The sequence below is a fragment of the Capnocytophaga cynodegmi genome (assembly GCF_002302475.1).
Classification (GTDB): domain Bacteria; phylum Bacteroidota; class Bacteroidia; order Flavobacteriales; family Flavobacteriaceae; genus Capnocytophaga; species Capnocytophaga cynodegmi.
On record NZ_CP022378.1, the window covers coordinates 1230340 to 1252154 of the forward strand.

At 34.6% G+C, this 21815-nt stretch carries 19 protein-coding genes and 2 tRNA genes; 7 read left to right on the forward strand and 14 right to left on the reverse strand.

The window, feature by feature from the left end:
- Window positions 1-71: 71 nt before the first annotated feature.
- The gene (locus tag CGC48_RS05465; RefSeq protein ID WP_098028776.1) at window positions 72-794 is read left to right on the forward strand and encodes a head GIN domain-containing protein; all 723 of its coding nucleotides are present in this window, start codon (window positions 72-74) and stop codon (window positions 792-794) included.
- 83 nt (window positions 795-877) lie between these two features.
- On the opposite strand, the gene CGC48_RS11725 is transcribed toward CGC48_RS05465, so the two are convergent.
- Window positions 878-1063: a hypothetical protein gene (locus CGC48_RS11725; RefSeq protein ID WP_123874231.1), complete on the reverse strand. Its 186-nt coding sequence runs from the start codon at window positions 1061-1063 to the stop codon at window positions 878-880.
- Between the two features lie 105 nt (window positions 1064-1168).
- Here CGC48_RS11725 and CGC48_RS05470 point away from each other — a divergent pair, with 105 nt between their 5' ends.
- Window positions 1169-3544, forward strand: coding sequence for an outer membrane beta-barrel family protein (locus CGC48_RS05470; protein WP_098028777.1), 2376 nt, complete (start codon window positions 1169-1171; stop codon window positions 3542-3544).
- A gap of 76 nt (window positions 3545-3620) precedes the next feature.
- On the opposite strand, the gene CGC48_RS05475 is transcribed toward CGC48_RS05470, so the two are convergent.
- From CGC48_RS05475 to CGC48_RS05495, 5 genes are all read right to left on the reverse strand, one after another.
- A complete protein-coding gene (locus CGC48_RS05475; RefSeq protein ID WP_098028778.1) occupies window positions 3621-4037 on the reverse strand; it encodes a CBS domain-containing protein in 417 nt (138 codons plus the stop codon).
- A 194-nt stretch (window positions 4038-4231) separates the two neighbouring features.
- Window positions 4232-4606, reverse strand: a complete 375-nt coding sequence (locus tag CGC48_RS05480; protein WP_098028779.1) for a hypothetical protein — start codon at window positions 4604-4606, stop codon at window positions 4232-4234.
- Window positions 4607-4664: 58 nt separating this feature from the next.
- Window positions 4665-4735, reverse strand: a tRNA-Cys gene (locus tag CGC48_RS05485).
- Window positions 4736-4776: 41 nt separating this feature from the next.
- Entirely contained in the window at window positions 4777-5139 is a 363-nt protein-coding gene (gene folB / locus CGC48_RS05490) for a dihydroneopterin aldolase (protein WP_098028780.1), read from the reverse strand.
- Between the two features lie 2 nt (window positions 5140-5141).
- Window positions 5142-6095 (reverse strand): PorP/SprF family type IX secretion system membrane protein, encoded by a 954-nt coding sequence (locus tag CGC48_RS05495; RefSeq protein ID WP_098029766.1) that lies wholly within the window; start codon window positions 6093-6095, stop codon window positions 5142-5144.
- A 370-nt stretch (window positions 6096-6465) separates the two neighbouring features.
- Here CGC48_RS05495 and CGC48_RS05500 point away from each other — a divergent pair.
- Both CGC48_RS05500 and brnQ read left to right on the forward strand, forming a co-directional pair.
- Window positions 6466-6547: transfer RNA gene (locus CGC48_RS05500), tRNA-Leu, on the forward strand.
- Between the two features lie 264 nt (window positions 6548-6811).
- Complete coding sequence (gene brnQ / locus CGC48_RS05505) at window positions 6812-8134, forward strand: branched-chain amino acid transport system II carrier protein (RefSeq protein ID WP_098028781.1); 1323 nt, start codon at window positions 6812-6814, stop codon at window positions 8132-8134.
- A gap of 7 nt (window positions 8135-8141) precedes the next feature.
- Here the strand turns inward: brnQ and nrdG are convergent, their stop codons facing one another.
- A complete protein-coding gene (gene nrdG, locus CGC48_RS05510; RefSeq protein WP_098028782.1) occupies window positions 8142-8615 on the reverse strand; it encodes an anaerobic ribonucleoside-triphosphate reductase activating protein in 474 nt (157 codons plus the stop codon).
- A complete protein-coding gene (nrdD, locus tag CGC48_RS05515; protein WP_098028783.1) occupies window positions 8596-10386 on the reverse strand; it encodes an anaerobic ribonucleoside-triphosphate reductase in 1791 nt (596 codons plus the stop codon). Before nrdD ends, nrdG begins: the two co-directional genes overlap by 20 nt.
- Before the next feature lie 463 nt (window positions 10387-10849).
- Here nrdD and aspA point away from each other — a divergent pair, with 463 nt between their 5' ends.
- A complete protein-coding gene (gene aspA, locus CGC48_RS05520; protein WP_098028784.1) occupies window positions 10850-12241 on the forward strand; it encodes an aspartate ammonia-lyase in 1392 nt (463 codons plus the stop codon).
- Window positions 12242-12290: 49 nt separating this feature from the next.
- On the opposite strand, the gene CGC48_RS05525 is transcribed toward aspA, so the two are convergent.
- Window positions 12291-12521, reverse strand: a complete 231-nt coding sequence (locus CGC48_RS05525; protein ID WP_018278123.1) for a DUF6341 family protein — start codon at window positions 12519-12521, stop codon at window positions 12291-12293.
- Window positions 12522-12566: 45 nt separating this feature from the next.
- On the reverse strand, window positions 12567-13493 hold the full coding sequence (locus tag CGC48_RS05530; RefSeq protein WP_098029767.1) for an ABC transporter ATP-binding protein: 927 nt from the start codon (window positions 13491-13493) through the stop codon (window positions 12567-12569).
- 182 nt (window positions 13494-13675) lie between these two features.
- Here CGC48_RS05530 and CGC48_RS05535 point away from each other — a divergent pair, with 182 nt between their 5' ends.
- Both CGC48_RS05535 and CGC48_RS05540 read left to right on the forward strand, forming a co-directional pair.
- The gene (locus tag CGC48_RS05535; protein WP_098028785.1) at window positions 13676-14044 is read left to right on the forward strand and encodes a BlaI/MecI/CopY family transcriptional regulator; all 369 of its coding nucleotides are present in this window, start codon (window positions 13676-13678) and stop codon (window positions 14042-14044) included.
- Window position 14045: 1 nt separating this feature from the next.
- A complete protein-coding gene (locus tag CGC48_RS05540; RefSeq protein ID WP_232780573.1) occupies window positions 14046-15437 on the forward strand; it encodes a M56 family metallopeptidase in 1392 nt (463 codons plus the stop codon).
- 66 nt (window positions 15438-15503) lie between these two features.
- Here the strand turns inward: CGC48_RS05540 and pheS are convergent, their stop codons facing one another.
- From pheS to CGC48_RS05560, 4 genes are all read right to left on the reverse strand, one after another.
- Window positions 15504-16523 carry a phenylalanine--tRNA ligase subunit alpha gene (gene pheS / locus CGC48_RS05545; protein ID WP_098028787.1) on the reverse strand — a complete coding sequence of 340 codons (1020 nt, stop codon included), beginning with the start codon at window positions 16521-16523 and terminating at the stop codon, window positions 15504-15506.
- Between the two features lie 119 nt (window positions 16524-16642).
- Window positions 16643-18907, reverse strand: coding sequence for an aconitate hydratase (locus CGC48_RS05550; RefSeq protein ID WP_098028788.1), 2265 nt, complete (start codon window positions 18905-18907; stop codon window positions 16643-16645).
- Window positions 18908-19209: 302 nt separating this feature from the next.
- On the reverse strand, window positions 19210-20985 hold the full coding sequence (locus CGC48_RS05555) for a MutS-related protein (RefSeq protein WP_098028789.1): 1776 nt from the start codon (window positions 20983-20985) through the stop codon (window positions 19210-19212).
- 124 nt (window positions 20986-21109) lie between these two features.
- Complete coding sequence (locus tag CGC48_RS05560) at window positions 21110-21814, reverse strand: methyltransferase (RefSeq protein WP_098028790.1); 705 nt, start codon at window positions 21812-21814, stop codon at window positions 21110-21112.
- Window position 21815 lies beyond the last annotated feature (1 nt).

Sequence of the window (21815 nt, forward strand, 5' to 3'; positions counted from 1 at the left end):
AATTAGGAAGTAATCTACCAAAAATCATCAAATATCAAGTACAAAAATAACACCATTTAAATTAAAATAATATGAAACGATTTGCAACTATTCTATTTTTAGCTGTATTTTCAGTAAGTTACGGACAATGGTTTGGTAAAAAGACCATAAAAGATAACGGAAATATCATTACGAAAGAACGTCAGGTAGGCAATTACAATTCTGTAAGAGTAAAAGGCTCTTTAGATGTAATTTTACTTAAAGGTGAGGTAGGAAACGTACGTATCGAGGCTTCGGACAATATAGAACCTTATATTTTAACTTCCGTCGAAAATGAGGAAATCACCATCAAACTGAAAGACGACTTCAACTATAATTTAACACACAAATTACTGATATATGTCCCCGTAAACGAGCGGTTGGAACAGATAATTTTATCCGGTTCAGGCGATATTTCAATGAGAGAACAGATAAATGTAGGCAATTTAAAATGCTTTCTGTCGGGTTCGGGAGATATTAATATAAATGTAAATGCCTCTCATCTGAATTTATCATTATCTGGTTCAGGCGATTTGATTGCTAAAGGAAATTGCCCAGAAATTGAAATTTCTTTAGTAGGTTCGGGTGATATTTCTACTGAAAGCATCAAAGCTGAACGCGTTAAGGTTACTGTTTCAGGCTCAGGTGATGTAGATGTCTATGCTTCCAAATCAATCAAGGCAAAAGTGTCAGGTTCAGGCGATGTTTCAGTAAAAGGCAAACCCGAGTTGGAAGATACGCACGTTAGTGGTAGTGGAGAAATTTATTTTGAGTAGCAATTAAATCAATATCAGACTAAAAACATCGAAGATTTCAAAAAAACTTCGATGTTTTCTTAAAAAAGTAACTCGGTTTACTCTCATATTTTATAGTTAATCCATTTTAAATTGCCATCATCTTCAAGAGTGAGTTTACGACCTTGGAGACGAAGCGTTAAGAAAATCAATGAATGAAGCGTGAAAAATATCCGCTGTTCGAAGCGACCAAAGGGAGCAAGTTCGGATATTTTTAGCGAGAATGAATTGATTTTTAGTGAAGTATCCAAAGTCTTGAATTTTTGGTTCTTTTGTTTCAAGACAAAAGAACAGAAATAAAAGACAATTTATGTAAAGTTAGCTATATCCAACAACTTAAATCAGAATAATCGTTTATGAAAAAATTCCTTCTCATTTTATATTTTTTAAGTGCTTTGTCTTATGGACAAGATTTTTCGCTTTCGGGCAAGGTAGTTGATGCTCAAACAAAGGAAGAAATGCCCTTTACTGAGGTAGCTCTGCAAGGAATATCCAACAAATCCGTTGAAATTGGCATAGTTTCGGACGAAAAAGGACATTTCAGAATTAAAAACTTGCAAAAAGGGAGGTATTCAATCACTTTTCACTTTGTTGGATACGAAAAATTCACAAAAGAAATCAATATCGAACAACATAAAACCGATTTAGGAGTAATTCCAATGAAAATAGCTTCTGAAAATCTGAGCGAAGTAGTCGTAGAGGGCAAACGTGCAGCACTTTCTTACAGCGTTGACCGAAAAACCATCAACGCAGCTGCTTTTCCAGAGGCTTCCAACGCTATTGATTTGCTAACCAACGTACCTTCAATCCAAATCAGCGTCGAAGGCAAGATAAGTTATCGCGAAGGAGGTTCATTTAAGGTGTATATCAACGGAATAGCGGTAAAAAATGGCGAGGAACGCTTACGTACGCTTGAGGCTTCGCAAATTGAAAAGATAGAAATCATTACTAATCCGTCCGCTAGATACAGTTCGGAAGGAACGGCAGGAATTATCCGTGTGTTGCTCAAAAAGAATCGTTTGGAAGGATATGCTATCAATGCTTCTGTGTTGGCTAACACCCTCGCTACAAACCAAATCAGTTTTTCGACAGATAAAAAGGGAAAACGAGGCGGTTGGCACACTTCCGCATATTTGGGACATTCAACCAACGCAAAAACGGATATGGAGACATTCAACCAATTGCAATCCAGCAATAAATTCTTTGAAATACACGAAATACGCAACTCTAAAAAACGAAATAGAAGTAATTTCTTTGAGTTTGGGTTCAATTATGATGTAACCGACAATGATTTTATTGATTTTTCGGTAAATCTGAAACCTTTACGTGACCGAGAAAGAGAAATCTCCTACATACGAACTACGGAAAGCATATTCGACCTAAATCGAAACCTAATCACTTCGGAAAAATCAACCAACAACAATAGTTATGCTTTTGATTATCAAATGGTGGGTGTGGATTTGGAATATAATCACTTTTTTAATAAAGATAAATCTCATTCACTGAAACTGACTTCGGGATACAATGTCTTCATAGGAAGTTCTGATTCTGAATATCGAAATGTGTGGACGCGTCCGTCAGAAACCATTGTCTTTGGAAGCATAGAAGCAGAAAAAAATGAAATCTTTACTTCTACGGAATTGGCTTACGAGTTGCCTCTGACCGAAAAAAGCAATTTGGAAGCAGGAATCGCCATAGAAACTGACTTCATTCCTGAAATTACCACAGAAAGCGGTATTTTTCACGGCGATAAAATAGGTATTCCTTCCTCCGATTTCCCAAGTAATCAGAAAATTAAATATGAACAAAACGAGTACGCCGCCTACGCCACGTTCAAAAGCAGTTGGAAGAAATTCGAATACAAATTGGGACTTCGGGTAGAACATACACGACGTGATGTTTCCTACTCATACACCACCAACTCAGCGGTTCAGACTACCGATGTGTACAAAAAAAACTTTACCGATTGGTTTCCGTCCGTACATTTATTGTATAGCTTTTCGGACGATACACAATTAGCTGCCAATTACAGCCGTCGCATCCATCGCCCTGAATATTGGGCAATTACGCCCGTCTTTAAAATGGAAGACAGGTACACTTACACCAACGGGAACAGCCGTTTGCAATTCAGTTACACCGATGCTTATGAGGTGAATTTCAAAAAATCGTGGGGTAAGGATTTTCTTTCAGCGGAAGTTTTTGCACGTAATCAGCACGATTTCTTTGGTAATTATCGCCGTCCGTTTCGTGATAACATTTTGCTTATTACTCAGGAAAATTTGGGCGATTCGTGGTCGGTAGGCTCTGAATTGATGACGGGAGTGGATATTTTCTCTTGGTGGAATGTAAATGCTTCAGTGAGTGGTTTTTATTTCGAACAAAAAACAAACGTAGATGGCTTAAAAAATGATTTTTCACAATGGCGTTTTCACGGGAAGATGAACAATACATTTAAATTTCCAAAGAATTTTTCTGCCCGATTGAATTGTGCGTTTCAGTCTCCCATAACAAACCTACAATTTGAAAGCAATGCGATTTTCTTGGCTTCGGCTTCACTTACCAAAAGCTTTAAAGATAATCGTTGGCAGCTAACGCTTTCAGGCTGGAATGTATTTGACTCGTATCGACAAACCCAACAAAGAAACAGCGAAAAATTTGCTCTCAAGACTCAAACCAGGTACCAACCATATGTGTCCTTTTCAGTGAAATATCAGTTCAATAATCAGAAGTAGTTGATAAAAGTTACGTTGGATTAACAAAAAAGCTGAGAGAACTCTCAGCTTTTTAAATTTAATGGATTATATCTTTTTAATATTGTTCCAACAGATAATTAATCAAATCCGTTGTTGTTACAATTCCTACCAATTTATCATTCTCTAATACAGGAATAGAATGAAAACTTTGTTTTGATAATATTTCAGCCACTTCTTTGATTGTTGCATCAGAATTTACCGTTAGAGGTGCTTTTGCCATTATTTGAGGAATTGTATACATATCATAAACCACTGAAGTTACTTCTTCCTCATTATCGGTCATATCTGCAAAACTAATACGCAATAAATCGGAATAACTAACAATACCAATAATTCTGTCACTTTCTACCACAGGAATATGACGAATTTTGTGTTTCTTAAAAAGTCGCTCTGCTTCATACAAAGACTGAGTTGGAGATAATGTTATCAGCTTCCTCGACATAATCTGAGATATAGGAACACGTTGTTTCATAGTATGTTGTTTTTAGTCATTAATATTCAAGATGAATCTATGATACAAAATTATCTATGAAATATTTAAAAAAGTATGAGAAAAGTCATTGGTTTTCAGATTTATTTTTTGTACCTTTACTAATTTTTTTTAAATAAAAAAATAAAAAAACCTGAACAATAAGTTCAGGTTCTAAATTTTAAAAAAATACATCTTTAGAAAACAGCTGCCAAATCCTTTTTGTACTTAGCAAGTAACGCCCTTGTTAATCCAAGGTTTGCTTTTGTAGAATCCACTGCCAAATAAATGAAATAAGTTCCATTAGCAGAGATGTCTATGATATGAATTTGATTTGCTAAAGTAATCAAAATATCCTGAATTTTGTCTTTCAATCCCAAAACTTGAAGTGCACTTTGCTCTGACTTAACAACTTCCAGATGGTAAGCAGAAGCCAAGCTAGGGTCAAAATTAGGGTCTACTGTCTCAGAACCATAAGAAACTCCTGATCTTACCTCTGTAACAGATACTGCTATAAATCCAGGAACATTATTCCTCATATCCTGAATAAACTTATCCAATACGTTTGTCATTTTATTATTCTTTTAGTGTTGTTTCTATACTAATTTACTAAAACTTAGTAGTTTTTAGAGGCATCGAGCGGATTCGAACCGCTGTACAAGGTTTTGCAGACCTCTGCCTAGCCACTCGGCCACGATGCCCTTTTTTTAACTAGGTCGCAAATGTACAATCTTTTCCAATATCAACAAAATCTTTTTCGTTTTATTTTTATACTTACGCCCTCTACATCTCCTCCTATCGGAGGGTTTAATTTAGAAATCTTAATTATAACTTTCTTTGCATCAGTCAACTCATTGAATATTCTATTTGATATTCTCCCTGCGACGTGTTCCAAAAGCTTTGAACGAATTGCCATTTCTTCCTTAACTATTCTGTTCAAATGAACGTAATTTATTGTGTCAGCCAATTCATCTGAAGCTATTGATTTTTCAAGATTTAACTTAACTTTCAAGTCAACCCGATAATCACTTCCTATCAGTTCTTCCTCTGTTAAACATCCGTGATTTGTGTGAATCCGTATGTTTTTTAAAATAATTTGTCCCATCTTTATTGGTGAGTACATCTACAATTACTTACTCCTTGGAATAGGTCAAGTCCCAAAGTGATAATGTGCGTTCCTGAATTATACTTTATTATATTATTCAACATCAATTGGTACGAATATGCGAAATAAAAATGTCCTCTTTTTATTCCCGCCATAGGACCTGCGTTCAGAGGCATAAATATTTTATCATTTAAAAATCGATAATTAACCCCTACCCAGTAGTAATCCTCCAAATCCTTCCATCGGAATTTGAGGTTAAGGTCAGTAGAAGAACGTGTATCACTTTCATAGAACTGAGCAAAAATAGATGGTTCTACTTCAAAACTACTATTACGGTCTCTTCGGAACTTATACCCCGTGTATAACGTGTAGTTACGCAATGCTTTAGGCTCGTTTGTTGCAAAGATATCAATATCTTTGTTCAAAATATTTAATGCGTTCAAACTCAAAAACCAACCTTTGTAACGATATAGAAAACCAACATCAAAGTTGTGATTTATCTGAGAGCGATTGTTTGTAACAGAAGGATCTGCTCCCGCTGATTGGTCAAACTTATCAATATCGATACGGAAAGAATTCAGAGCATACGAAATACCAAAAGACACGAAATGATTTTCATAGCGGTCTAACGTGAGGTGGTGAGCAAAACTTGCCTTTCCTCCCATTTGTTTTGTATTTCCGTTTTTATCATTGTAGAGAATCAGACCAGCGCCGCTTCGCTCCCCTATCCTGATATCTCCCGAAAGCGATTGGTAATCAGGAGCGTCTTTAATCCCTACCCATTGGGAAACTCCACTAAATCTCAATTTAACAAAGTCACCAATCCCCGCATAAGTAGAAGTGATTAAAAACTCACTATCTGCTAAATACTGATTCATTTGAGGCAAATGCAATTCCTGAGCACAGAACTTTCCTCCAAAAACAAAAATTGTAAGGATTAATAATATTTTCTTCATTTTCATTAAGTTATATGTAAAATATAATTCTTATTTTGTATACAATTATGTGATTTAACACACAAATTTTCGACAAATATCTTTACTTTTTTTCTCTTTTCCTACTTTTTTTTTATTTTACTACACACATTTAACATATTCGAGTTTTTTTAACATTTTTGAAAGATTTTATATTAAACCATTTTACAACAAAAATCTTAACTTACCTAATTTGTAATTTACTTTAGATTCTCACGGAACAACCTCTCCACAAATATCTAAAAATAAATATATTAGAGTAGAATCAGATTTTTTTTGTTATTTTTTTCTTGAAAAATATTTTTTATTACAAAAAATGTGTATATTTGCAACCTCAAAACGCTCATCACTTGCGGGTGTGGTGAAATTGGTAGACACGCCAGACTTAGGATCTGGTGCTTCACGGCGTGGGGGTTCGAGTCCCTTCACCCGCACAAACAGACGCTTTATTATGTTGGAGTCCAATATTTTAAAGCGTTTTTTTGTTTTTTATAAATTTCAACTTCTTTCTGTACATCAACTCTTCCATTTCATAAAAACAATTAATTAAATTGTTTGATATTTCTTCATAAAACGAAAATTAACAAGAAAAAGAAATTGGGAAATTTTCATAAAAACTATTATCTTTGCCTTAATTAATGTGAATATTCATTGGATTTTTTCGCTAATAAATTAATCTTCTGAAAACTAAATTACAAATGAAAACTCATAAAAACAAAGTAGTTACTATCACAACTGTAGGTTTTGCCTTATTCGCTATGTTTTTTGGAGCAGGAAATCTTATCTTACCTCCCCTGATAGGATTAAGCACTGGAAGGAATTGGGTGGAGGCATTAATCGGTTTTTTTATATCGGCAATCATAGCTCCTTTTTTAGGAATTCTTGTGGTTACAAAATCAGGAACTTCATTTACCGACTTAGGAAAGAAAGTACACCCAAAACTGATTGACATCCTCGCTGTTCTGATAATTTTATGTATTGGACCTTTGGTAGCAATTCCTCGCACGGGAGCCACTACTTATGAGGTAGGAATACGTCCTTCTTTTCCAGAACTAAGCAATGTTGTTTTTGCAATCATATTTTTCGCAATTGTTCTGGTTTTATCAATTTCTCGAACAACAATTGTGAATATTATTGGGAAATTTTTAACTCCAGTTTTATTATTATCGTTGTTTGCTTTAATCATTTTGGGAGTTTTGTATCCTGCAAAACCTATTGGGGAAGAAATAGCAGGATTTTACAGCCCGAGTGCATTCAGCGTAGGATTTACGGAAGGTTATCAAACTTTGGACGTTTTAGCTTCTGTTATTTTTGCAGGAATTATCATTTCGGCAGTTGTTAGTAATGGATATTCTTCTGTGAGAGAACGTGTAAAAATCACAATATCAGCTGGTATGATATCAACTTTAGCTCTGCTGATTATTTACGGGGGGTTGATTTATTTGGGAGCTACTTCAGATTATTTGGAGGCAACTGGAATTTCTTCTTCTGAAATTTCAAGAACAAATCTTTTGCTTCATATCTCAACTTCCATATTAGGAAAAGTAGGAACATTTGTTATGGCAATAGCCATCGCCTTTGCCTGTTTGACAACAGCCATTGCTTTGACATCTGCCACAGGCTCAATTTTTGAGAAAATGTCAAAAGGCAAAATTCCGTACAAATTAGGAGTTACCTTGTGTACAGTTGTTTCTGCTTTCATATCAATAAATAGTGTTGACAGTATTATAAATTATGCTATCAACATTCTTCTTCTCATTTATCCGATTGTTTTTACACTTATTTTGTACATTTTGCTTTTCGGGAGAATTGTTGAATCGAAAAAACCTTTCATTGCGAGTATCGTTGTTACCTCATTAATATCGCTTATTTCTGTACTGAAAAATCTAAACTTAAATTGGAATTTAGACTTTCTATTCCGAATAAAAGAGCAATTGCCTTTAAATAGCTATCACTTAGAATGGTTATTACCTTCGCTAATTACCTTTGTGATTTTCACTACTTTTAGTAGAAAGAAATAAAGCTCGATTATTCCTTCCAAAAGAAATGGTTTAATATTTTTCCCGTTTTGATTTCTAACAGATGTTGGTTTGTGATTTTGCTGTCAAGTCCGCCTAATGAGGGAATCCATTTGCCTGTTTTGATGTAATCCAAACGCTCCAATAATTGTGGGTATTTTCGAGCTACCTGCTTGATGTTTAACCCCGTGTAAAGTGCTGTTTTTAAATTCTTTTCTTTTGCAATCGTAATAAAATTCAGCAACTGATCAATATTCCATTCTCCTCCCATAAAAAGCACACAACTGATAGTTCCCTCATACTTTTCGATGAGTTTTTCTAACAAACTAAGCGTTAAAGGCTGTCCAAAATTAGGATTCCAAATATGCTCAGAGTGGCAACCCTCACAAGCCAACGGACAACCTGTTATCGTGAAACAAAGCGAAATTTCATTAGGAACTTCCTGTAAAACAATATCATACTCGCTATATCGCAGTATTGCCATAATATCTTTTTTGAGCCTCCTTTTGTCTGTCTTTCGAGAAATTACTTACTTTTTTCAAATAACCGATGATGCGAGTAGCGTAATCAACATCAGTGGAATGGCATTTTACACAATGGTCAGTGGTGTGTTTGTTGATATAACCACAACTATTACAATAAGTTACTTTTACATTGAAACAGAAATAATTACAACCCGTTTTCGCAGCTACATTGAGTAGTTTCAAAAATCCTTCTTGGGTTGGATATTCTTCCAAATTGCAGTGATATGCTGAGCCTCCGTCCAAAAATTGGATATATTCGTGTCCGTGCATAAAGAATTTATCTATTATATTAACAGATTCATCTTCAACTACATAAAAATATGAATTATAGCAATCTCTCGGGACAAAAAGCCCATCAGATTTATCCCAATTGGCATTTTTCACACCCAAATTTTCAGCAGGAACAAACTCTGTATTAAACATATAGCCGTATTTTGCTTTGGCTTCTTTGTTCTTTTCGTAAATCAGCTTTAAATTTTCATTGACAAATGATTTATATTCCTCATTATCAGATATTTTTAATCCTAAGAACTCTGCTGCTTCTACCATTCCATTGATTCCTATGGTAAGAAATTGTTTGTCAAGCGAAATAAATCCAGCATCGTACACGGGAAGCATTTTAGCATCTTTATAATCCTGAATAATAGCACGATACGCAACCTGATATTTATGAATATTATCAATCATTTTTTCCAAAGAAAGCCCTTTTTGATACAATCGGTTCATATTAATGGTAATAACATTGATACTTCCTGTGGAAACACCACCCGCACCCAGCGAATAACTGAACGTATTGTCCGAAATTTCATTTCGCAAACGGCAACAACTCGCTAGTGAATCGGCATTATCGGACTGATAAATGAAAAATGCGTTTCCTTCGCTAAGTTCTTCGGCACAGAAGTTGGCAAAATTTTCATCGTGAACTCTTTTGTCCTTGGTTAGCATCGCCGCCGTAACCACAGGGAAGGTCAGAATGGCTTTTTTTCGTTCATTATTAAACCATTTCATAAAATATTTTTGGATTTTATCCAACGATTCATAAATTGGTTTACTTCCGTCGGGGAAAACAAAATTCCCGAACATCGAATCGAAATAAGGTTTGTCGTACAAAGAAATATTCCAAAAAACAGATTGATAACCACGTGCCGCCGCAGGTTGATTGATAGCATACACCACGTGTTGCATTTCGTTTTCTACTATTTTTGTATGCGTTTTTAGGTAATCATTCCCGTAGTCTTTTCGAGCGAAATAGTCAAAATACATCAAAAATTCAACGGTTGCTACTGCTCCTGCAAATTGAGAAGATACTGAAAATAAGAAATTTACAAATGAACCACAGAAACTTGCCAAGTGCTTCGGAGCTTTGGATTCACCACCAAGTTTCAACAATCCGTCAAGCAAGAGAGGATACATCGAAACGCTCACGCAATAAGGTTTCAGACTAGTTTCGTCGTGTACGTAAATTTCGTGTTCTTCAATTTGCCTGATGTATTCATCGGCTAAATCCTGACCAAAAAGTTGAGCAATCTTGCGTGAAACCAACATTCTATTCACTTGAATATTAATATCTTTATTCAGTTCGGCTTCCATCGTGGCTATGTTTTTGTTAGAAACATTAGCATTAGAATCAAACAAAGAACCACTCGCTGCATTTTGCGATGTTAGGTAATTCTCAATAAAATTACATTTCGTTTTTAGTTGTTCGGGCGTTAATTTTGTGAATTTTGACATAACTGAAACTATTTTTCACTCTACAGAAAACCGCAAAGTGCTGATTAAGAAAAATTAATTTTTAGCAAAAATGCTTGAAAGAAAAAGTTAGTAGAAAAATTATCGTATCTTTGGTTGTTATTTATTTGTCAATAACTTATGAATTAGAAATGATACGAATTACTGAGCCACGAAGCTAAACAAATAAAAGACTAATAAATCCTAAAATTAAAAATAGTTATGCACAAACTTATCAACATTACATCAAGTAAAGTTAGCTTAGTGATTTACTTTATTTTTAGATATAATGGTTTTAAGAGGTAATAACTTCTATTTTCGAAAAATAACGCGTTCATTTTTACACATTCGTTAAATAAATAGCTATTTTTGTTTCTCAGTATAAAAATATTTTTATACCTTTACGAAAATTTTGTCTCTGCGTAGAATAAAAACATTCAATGTAACTTAATAAAATTTTAACGATATGTCAAAATTTAGAATCGAATCAGATCTGTTAGGCGATTTACAAGTGCCTTTCGATGCCTACTATGGTGTGCAAACTCAACGAGCTATTGACAATTTCTACATTTCAGGAAGCAAAATGAGTGAATTTCCTGAGTTTGTTAGAGCCATTGCCTATGTGAAACTAGCTGCAGCACAAACCAATCACGAATTAGGATTACTTTCTGATGAACTTTTGAAGTCTATCTCACAGGCTTGTAACGAATTGATTGAAGGCAAAATGCACGAACAATTCCCTGTGGATATGATTCAAGGTGGGGCAGGAACTTCTGTAAATATGAACGCCAATGAAGTAATTGCCAATCGTGCTTTGGAAATTATGGGCTATGAACGTGGTGATTATCAACATTGTTCGCCTAATGACCACGTAAATCTTTCACAATCAACCAATGATGCGTATCCAACAACCATAAAGTTGGCTATCATCCGAATGAATGATTCATTGGTAAAACATCTAAAACAACTTGTAGATGCTTTCCGAAAGAAAGGAAAAGAATTTGCTGATGTAATTAAAATGGGGCGTACTCAACTACAAGATGCCGTTCCTATGACACTTGGGCAAGAATTTGAAGCCTTTGCAGCGACCTTGGAAGAGGAAATCACCCGACTAAATAACCTTTCAGATTTGTTTTTGGAAATAAATATGGGAGGAACTGCCATTGGAACAGGATTAAACGCTCCTAAAAAATTTCCAAAAATATGTGCTGATAAGTTAGCCACAGCCACAGGAGAAGCCTTCGTTCCTGCAGCAGATTTGGTAGAGGCCACACCTGATACAGGTTCGTACGTGATTTATTCATCAGCTTTAAAGCGTATGGCTGTAAAACTTTCAAAAATCTGTAACGATTTGCGTTTGCTTTCATCTGGACCACGTGCTGGACTGAATGAAATTAACTTACCTCCAATGCAACCTGGCTCGTCCATTATGCCTGGAAAAGTGAATCCAGTAATTCCAGAAGTGGTAAATCAAGTGTGTTTTAAAGTTTATGGAAACGACCTTACCGTAACATTTGCTGCCGAAGCAGGACAATTACAGCTTAACGTTATGGAGCCTGTTTTGTGCCAATCCATTATTGAATCCATTGTATTTTTGGAAAGAGCTTTGGACACACTCCGTGAAAAATGTATCGTTGGGATTACTGCCAATCGTGAAGTTTGCTTGAATATGGTTAAAAACAGTATCGGAATTGTGACTGCTCTAAACCCACATATTGGCTACAAGAATAGTACAAAAATCGCTAAAGAAGCACTCGAAACTGGTAAATCAGTTTATGATTTGGTTTTGGAACACAAACTGCTTTCACAAGATAAATTAGACGAAATTTTAGACCCAAAAAATATGTTAGGGATTTAGAAATAAAAAAAAGCGATTAGGTTATCTAATCGCTCTTTTTATTTCCTTATTATTTAAAAAAGGAATGCGAAACAACATCGGTTCTTTCATCATTCTTTTTGCTGTATTTGCGTAACTGCCCTAACCAATATGCAAAAAATGCAATAGCAATCAGTATAAAAATCCAGCTTATTAAATTAGCCATCCACCAATTTTCAAGTTCCAAATTTCGTAAAAAATCTAATGGAGCAAATAAAATCTCTTCAAAAAAATATTGGATAGCTTCAAAAAATGCTTTCATATACAGATATGTTTTTTTAAGTATAACTAATTCGGTACAAATATATTAATTCTTTTTTGATAAATAAACTTTTTCATCTTTTTTTAATGGATTCTTATGGTAAAAATAGACAGGTTCAGCATTTGAAACAGCTGTTATTAAAAACATATGTCCTTGATAATAAGAAGATAATATCATTGCTTCCCAATCTGATTTTTCGACAACTTCAATTTCATATGGCTTGAGTAACAAAACGTTATTTTCTCTGCTATATCGAGTAACGTCTCCGAAAAGTGATGCTGTGTAAAAATCCTTATTTTGGCGATAAACATCTAACAAATTTCCGAACATTATTGAAATTCCATCTTTCATTATAAGTACTTTATCAGCAAAAGCAAGAGCCTCACGGCTATCGTGCGTAGCAACAATACAGCTGATATTTTTATCTTTTAAATAAGCAAATAACGTCCGTTGTAGTTTATTACGGCGAAAAGTGTCGATTTGGCTGAAAGGCTCATCAAGTAAAAGAAGTTCAGGTTCTTGTGCCAAAGCCATCGCCAAGCCAATACGCTGCTTTTCACCTCCACTGAGCAAATGTGCCTTCCTGTCCGAAAAACGTTCCATTTCCACAAGCGAAAGCAGCTCACTTACACGTTGTTTTTTATAATCTAAATCAATGTTAGACAAGAATTTACCAATATTCTCTGCCACAGTATGATACGGACTCAAACCAAAATCCTGTGCCAAATATTTCATTTTTTCATAGCCTGGAACTAACTGACGTGAAGGACCTAATACTTTCTTCTCGTTAAAAAAAATGACTCCTTCTTGTAAATCAAAAAGTCCGTAAATAGCTTTCAATAGTGTACTTTTACCACTGCCACTTTCACCCATAACAGATAGATGTTCACCTTGTTGCAATTTAAATGAAACATTGCGAAACCCAGAATCGGATTCACCGTGCGTATATGATATATTATTAACCTCAAGCATCATTCAAAAAAAGAAAGCAAATATATAAGAAATAACCAAAACCACAATACTAACACAAAATCAACTATTTAGAAGTAAATTTTCTATTACAATGAAAAATATTTTGAAAAAAGTTAGAGGAAAATTTTTTCTATTTAAAATTTGTTTCTACATTTGTAGTGTAAAATCTAAATTTGTAGAAAATGAGAAAATTATCAAATACAGAAGAACAGCTTATGGAATATTTATGGCAGAAACAAACTGCCTATATGAAAGATTTATTGGAGGCTTATCCTGACCCAAAACCGGCAAGTACAACCATCGCTACGCTTCTTAAACGAATGATTGACAAGCAGATGGTTGGGTATCATCAGCGGGGAAATTCGCGTGAGTATTATCCAAAAGTTTCTAAAAACAGCTATTTTTCCCGAAAGATGAAAACCATTATCAGTGATTATTTTGGAAATTCAGCTTTTCAGTTTGCTTCCTTTTTTGCAAAAGAAATTTCGATGACTCCCGAGCAATGGGAAGAATTAAAAAAGATAGTAGATTCAAACCTTAAAAAGGAATAAAATGATACCGTATCTTATCAAAACGCTATTATGTGGTATGTGTTTCTACACATTGTATCACTTGTCGCTATCGCGAGAAAAAATGCTGATATTCAATCGGTTTTTCTTACTTTTAGCTTTGATAGCTTCGTTTGTTTTTCCGCTGATTACCATTGAAATGCCTTTTCAACCCATATTTGAAAAAACATTCGAGCAAACAGTCGTTACACAAGAAATTAACAATTCCTCGATTTACGCAAATCCAACAACAGAGCAACTCATTATAGAAACTAAAGACTTTACAAATCTGATTATCATATGTTTATATGGAGTGATTGCGTTTCTGATGCTATTTCGATTCTTACGTAACTTGCTTAAAATCTTCAATAAAATCAAAAAGCATCCTAAACAACCTTATCAAGGAGCTTATTTGGTGATTTTGGAAGAAGAATGTGCACCTCATTCATTTTGGAATTACATTTTTATCAATAAAAAAGACGCCTATGAACAAAAAGTTTTATTACACGAACTGACCCACATTCGGCAAAAACATTCTTTGGATTTACTTTTTGTCGAGTTTTTGAAAATCGTGTTTTGGTTTCACCCTGTGGTGCATTTGTTTGGGAAAGCTATCCGAATCAATCACGAGTTTTTAGCCGATGCTTGTGTGGTTTCTAAACACACAAATATTGCAGAATATCAAATGCTTATACTCAAAAGAGCTGCTTCTGCAAATGTCGCATTTTATAATTATTTCAATTTTTACAACACCAAAAAACGTCTGATTATGTTACAAACAAAAGTAAATCATTTTCGTAATTTATGTAAAATGGCGTTGCTTATTCCAACAAGTGTTCTATTCCTTGTGGTTTTCGCCGAAAAAAGCTACGCCCAAGAAGTGGAAAAACAAAAAGAAGTTTCTCCCTTACAAACATCTACCAAATATAAAATAATAAAAGTGCAAGGGGTAGGTCTTCCTAACGGAAAAGGAGAAAAAACGACTGTTGTTTTGATAGATGAATCGGGTAATGAAATTGTGGAGCAAATTACCAATAATGAAGATAGACAAGCTTTTACGAAGAAGTATGGCTTACAATTACCGCCTCCGCCACCACCTCCGCCATCTGCTATCAGAGTAAAAAAAGCTGAGGAATTACCACCTCCGCCATTACCTATCAACGAAGATCCAAAAATATATTTGCTTTCTTCTGATAAATACAAAATGATAGATGTGGAAGTAGCGCCCAGTCGGAAAGACGGAAACACTATCATTGTCTTAGAAGATAAAGAAGGGAATAGAATTGTAGAAAAATTAGACATCTACAGCAAGGAAGAAAGAGCTGCCTTTGCTAAAAAATATGATATGGAGTTGTTAGTTCCACCTCCTCCTCCAACATCTTCCAAAAAGAAGTAACCTATTCTTCTATAAAGAAATAACAAAAGAAGCAAGTTTTAAAAACTTGCTTCTTTTATTGTCATCCTAAAAAGAACTTTTGAACTGCTCTAAAAAACGGACATCATTCTCATAAAACATACGAATATCTCCAATTTGATAAAGCAACATCGCTATACGTTCTACTCCCATTCCGAAAGCAAAACCGCTGTACTCTTCGCTATTTATATTGCAGTTTTTCAGCACGTTAGGGTCAACCATTCCACAACCCATAATTTCGAGCCAACCCGTTCCTTTGGTAATGCGATAATCGATTTCGTTATTCAAGCCCCAATAAATATCCACTTCCGCAGAAGGCTCTGTAAACGGAAAATACGACGGACGCAAACGAATTTTTGACTTTCCGAACATTTCTTTAGTGAAATAAAGCAATGTTTGCTTCAAATCAGCAAATGATACATCTTTGTCAATATAAAGTCCTTCAACCTGATGGAATAAACAGTGTGAACGTGCCGAAATAGCTTCATTTCTGAATACACGTCCTGGAGAAATAGTACGAATTGGCGGTTGGTGGTTTTCCATATACCGAACCTGTACCGAACTGGTGTGTGTACGGAGCAAAATATCAGGATTGGTTTGAATGAAAAACGTATCTTGCATATCACGAGCAGGGTGATATTCAGGTAAATTCAATGCCGTGAAATTATGCCAATCGTCTTCAATTTCAGGTCCTTCGGAAACGTTAAACCCAATGTTAGAAAAAATTTCCACGATTTGTTTTTTTACCAGTGATATTGGGTGCCTTGCTCCTAAGCTAATGGGTGTAGCAGGACGCGTTAAATCTCCATAAACGCCTTTGTTTTCTTGTTGTTGTTCCAAAGCATCACGAAGTTCTTGTACCTTGGCTTCTACCTTATTTTTCAGCTCATTGATAACTTGTCCGAAAGCCTTCTTTTCTTCATTAGGAACTTGCTTAAAAGCAGCAAAAAAATCATTTAAAATTCCTTTTTTTCCTAAATACTGGATGCGAAACTGTTCTAAATCCTCCTTCGTATGGGCTTTAACTCCCTCAATATTAATAATATGTTCTCTAATTTTCTCAATCATCTTTTGAATGAATTTCCTGTTAGTTTCAAGAGAGCAAAAGTACAAATTTTAGGACAACGAACAAAAAAGCTGGTAAATATTTACCAGCTTTTTCAAATTATTTCTATTTCACTTTCTTACTATTTTGCATTGGCAGCTATCAAATTTAAAGCACTTCCAGCCTTGAACCACTCAATTTGGCTATCGTTGTAAGTATGATTTGCCACGATAATATCTTTTGTTCCGTCAGCGTGAACAAACTCCAAATGCAAAGGTTTGTTTGGAGCAAATTCAGTCAAATCCAAAAAGTTAATTGTATCATCTTCTTGAATTTTATCATAATCTCCTTCATTAGCAAATGTTAAGGCAAGCATTCCTTGTTTTTTCAAGTTCGTTTCGTGAATTCGAGCAAAGGATTTCACCAAAACGGCTCTCACTCCCAAATGACGAGGTTCCATTGCTGCGTGTTCACGTGATGAACCTTCGCCGTAGTTATGGTCACCTACCACGATAGTCGGAATATTGTTGGCTTTGTACTGACGTTGGACCGCTGGCACTTCGCCATATGCTGCTGTAAGCTGATTTTTTACCGAATTTGTTTTCGAATTGAAAGCATTTAATGCTCCAATAAGCATATTATTTGAAATATTATCCAAATGCCCACGGAAACGTAACCAAGGTCCTGCCATCGAAATATGGTCAGTAGTACATTTTCCTTCAGCTTTGATAAGCAATTTTGCTCCTGTAATATTTTTTCCGTCCCAAGCAGGGAAAGGCTCAAGCAATTGCAAACGTTGAGAATCAGGACGCACCACAACTTGTACTGCTGAACCATCTGCCGCAGGAGATTGATAACCTGGGTCATCAACTTCAAAACCTTTAGTTGGAAGTTCTTCACCAAAAGGAGGTTTAAACATTACCTCTTCTCCTTTGTCATTCAGCAGCTTATCTGTTATTGGATTAAAATCTAATCTCCCTGAAATTGCTAATGCTGCAACCATTTCTGGTGAAGTTACAAAAGCGTGTGTATTAGGATTTCCGTCTGCTCGTTTGGCAAAATTACGGTTGAAAGAATGCACAATAGTGTTTTTTTCTTGCTTATCAGCACCTTCTCTGTCCCATTGCCCAATACAAGGACCACAAGCGTTGGTAAATACTTTTGTTCCCATCTTTTCAAAAGCATCTATAATTCCATCACGCTCAATGGTATATCTAATTTGTTCCGAGCCTGGATTAATTCCGAATTCTGCCTTTGGCGTAATTCCCAATTCCAGAGCCTGTTTTACAATGGAAACCGCACGTGTCATATCTTCATACGAAGAATTGGTACACGAACCAATAAGTCCCCACTCCACTTTCAGAGGCCAACCATTTTCAATGGCAACTTCTTTCATTTTTGAAACTGGTGTTCCTCTATCTGGTGTAAAAGGCCCGTTGATATATGGCTCTAATTCAGAAAGATTTATCTCAATTAATTGGTCGAAATATTTTTCAGGATTTGCATATACCTCAGCATCAGCTGTAAGATGTTCAGCAATTTTATCAGCTTCAAGAACCACATCTTCACGCCCTGTGGCACGTAAGTATCTTCTCATTGAATCATCATACCCAAAAGTAGACGTTGTTGCACCGATTTCGGCTCCCATATTACAAATAGTTCCTTTACCAGTACAGGAAATGGCTTTTGCTCCTTCACCAAAATATTCGAGTATAGCCCCAGTTCCACCTTTAACAGTAAGAATATCGGCAACACGCAAAATGATGTCTTTAGGAGCTGTCCAACCGCTGAGTTTACCTGTAAGTTTTACTCCAATGATTTTTGGAAATTTAAGCTCCCACGCCATTCCTGCCATCACATCTACGGCATCGGCACCTCCTACTCCAATGGCTAGCATGCCAAGTCCGCCAGCATTAGGCGTATGCGAATCTGTTCCAATCATCATTCCGCCAGGGAAGGCATAATTTTCTAAAACCACTTGGTGGATAATTCCTGCTCCTGGCTTCCAAAAACCAATACCATATTTATTTGATACTGAAGAAAGAAAATCAAAAACTTCTTTTGATTGTTCATTAGCAACTTGTAAATCCTTCTCCGCACCTACTTTTGCTTGAATGAGGTGATCGCAATGTACGGTTGTAGGAACTGCAACTTTTGATTTTCCAGCGTGCATAAACTGCAATAAAGCCATTTGGGCAGTTGCGTCCTGACAAGCAATTCGGTCGGGAGCAAAATCCACATAATCCTTTGAACGCTCGTAGGCTTTTTCAGGTGTTCCGTCCCAAAGATGAGAGTAAAGGATTTTCTCAGTAAGTGTAAGCGGACGTCCTACTAATTCACGAGCTTTAGTTACTCGTTCAGGCATACGCTCATACACTTTTTTTATCATTTCAATATCAAATGCCATAAATAAATTCTTTTGATTTTATGTACTCGCAAAGATATGAAATGTTTTTATCAAATAAAAGATATTCAATTAAATGATTATTTTATTATTCTATTAATCACTTCAAACTATTTGTCATTTTGTTAAAGTTGTGTTTTACAAAATTCCTTTTTCCTAAATAAACCACTCAACTATTAGAAAACCAACACAAAACAACATATTTTAACAATTGAAATTTTCGCAATAAAAACCACTATTTATAACAATTCTATTTTACAAAACAGAATTTAGAAAATATTTCTTACAAAATCAGATAAGCGTCCTTAATCAATTATTCCTATTTTTTTCATTAAAAAAGTGGCATTTTTGTTTTGGCAGACACCATCTCTGATTTTATAATCAAAATGGAGTTCATCATTTTCAATTTCTACTTCAAAACATTTATTTTGAATAATTTGCGGATATTTTTTAGCAAGTTGACACACCTCAATATCGTGCGTAGCGACAACCCCAAAAGCTTTCAGTGAAATAATTTTCTCAATTATCTTAATGGTTCCCAATTGTTTATCTTCTGAATTTGTTCCTCTCAAAAGCTCGTCTAAAAGTACAAAACAAATTTGATTTTCAAGCTTTTGTATAATTGTCTGAATTCGGCGTATTTCAGCAAAAAAATACGATTTTCCGTCATTCAGAGAATCGGATAACCGCATAGAAACCAATATGTTCATAGGATGAACGACTGCTCTTTTAGCACAAACGGGCAAACCAACTGCCGTTAAAAGCATATTTACACCCAAAGTCCGTAAAAAAGTACTTTTTCCTGACATATTTGAGCCCGTTAAAATTACAAACGAGTTTTCGGTGAAAGACACAGAATTTGTAACTCTTTGTTTTTCAACAATAAGTGGATGACCTACTTCCTCAAAATATATTTGGTAATCTGAATTTATTTCTGGAAAAACATACTTCGGATTGTTATATTTAAAGTTGGCAAAGCTAATAAATGCTTCCATTTCCCCGACAACATCTAACCAATCTTGTATTTGACTTGCATACTGATTTTTCCAACGAATTAATCGAGAATACGTATGAAAATGATAAAAAGTGAAGCAATTTAGCGGAATTGACACCAAAACATTCCCTAAATTATCCAAATCATCTAACAAATTGGATAATTTTTGAATCAAAACACTTGTTTTTTCTTTATTCTGAAGTAATTTCCGCTGAATTTTAGTCAATTTTCCTGACTCAAAGTTTGAATTTTCAATAAAAACAATACTTTTCTTATATGAATACAAAATTTTATAAGCTCCTTCAAAACTTATTTTGTTACGTTGAATAACTCCGAATATGTAACCAAAAATTATTAAATTAATCAGAAATAGTAATTTTGCCCAATTATGAAATGAAAATGTTTCCGAAACAAATCCTAAAATAACACAAGTCATTAATAATAAAGGAGATATAAAAGTAAAAATTTGTATCCATTTCGGAAAAGAAGTTTGCTTTTTTTGAGTCCAACTTTTGATATTTTCGTAAAAATCAGCAGAATCATTCACCTGTGATGTTAATGCAGAAAAATGTTGTCTCCAATCAATTTTTTCGGACAACTCAGAGATACTTTGTTGATTTTCAACAATATTATTCAATTTAGGATTTAAAAAGTAAGAAGCCAAATACTTTTTACCAAGAAATGTTTTTGCTCGGTTAATATGATGAAATACAGATTTTTCACCAAAAATATCCAAATCATACGCATACGAATGTGATTCCTCCTGAAATTCAACCCCATTATCTGAAAAATACTCATTATTTTCCAAAAAACGGATTTCATCTGTGTTGATTTCTATCTTAGATTTCTCTAATTTTCGAGAAAAAGAAACTTTTTTGTGCCAAATAACAAGAAATAAGAATAAAACTACTGAAAAAATAGAACTCAAAACAGATTTTACATCGAAATTTTGAAAACAAAAGTAAATCAAAACAATAGCAGATACCGCAACAACGAGCCTTAAAAAACTTATAAAATTGTATTTTTTAGTCAGTTTTTTATATTTGATAATTGCTTCTTGTAGTTTTTCCTTGTAAATAGAAATCATATTTGTTGTCTTATATGCTTGTTATCAAGAAATATATAAGTAAAATAATCATTACTTATTGAGTGTCAATCCTATGTTAAGAGCAAGACATTTATGTTTCGGAAATATTATTAACGATAATATTCTATACTTCGATTACTTTCTTACCTTTTTCGTTGATTATTATCTTTTCCCCTCCAAACTTTTCAGCTAAAGCAAAACCATTGTAAAAAGGCTCTATTATTAAATAACGTTCTTTGTATAATTCACTCCCCTGCTTATCAATATGGAACCAACCCTTTTCATCCTTTGCTGTCGCAAAGTTTTTATGAAATACTCCTAGATCAAGAAATTGTTTATCATTGATATAATTTCCTTCTATATCAATATGTTTAAAATATCCATTTGGTAATTTCACACACGCCACGTTGTCTTTAAAATCGCCTACATATCGATAATTTTCTTTATAGATTCGATTTCCATTTAAATTGATATGAAAATAGTGTCCGTTTTCATCTCTTACAACGCACAAATTCTCTTGATAATTTCCTGTCCATAAATATGATTTTGGATAGATTCTTTCTCCTATTTCATTTATATGAAACCACTGGTTGTATTCATCAACAACTGATGCTCTATTACAATAATACCCGAAAGTACGTAAATAACGATTTGAGTAAAGTTCGTCTCCATTTGCGTCAATGTGGTAAGCTCCCGAATCGTCCAAAACAGGAGCTAATCCTGGTGAGTGAAATTTTAAAACTTCTATAAACTTTCTGCCAAAAATTAGTTCTCCTTCATAAAGAAAATGTGTGGCTCTTGTAGATACTTTTATTTCTTTCCAATTCATT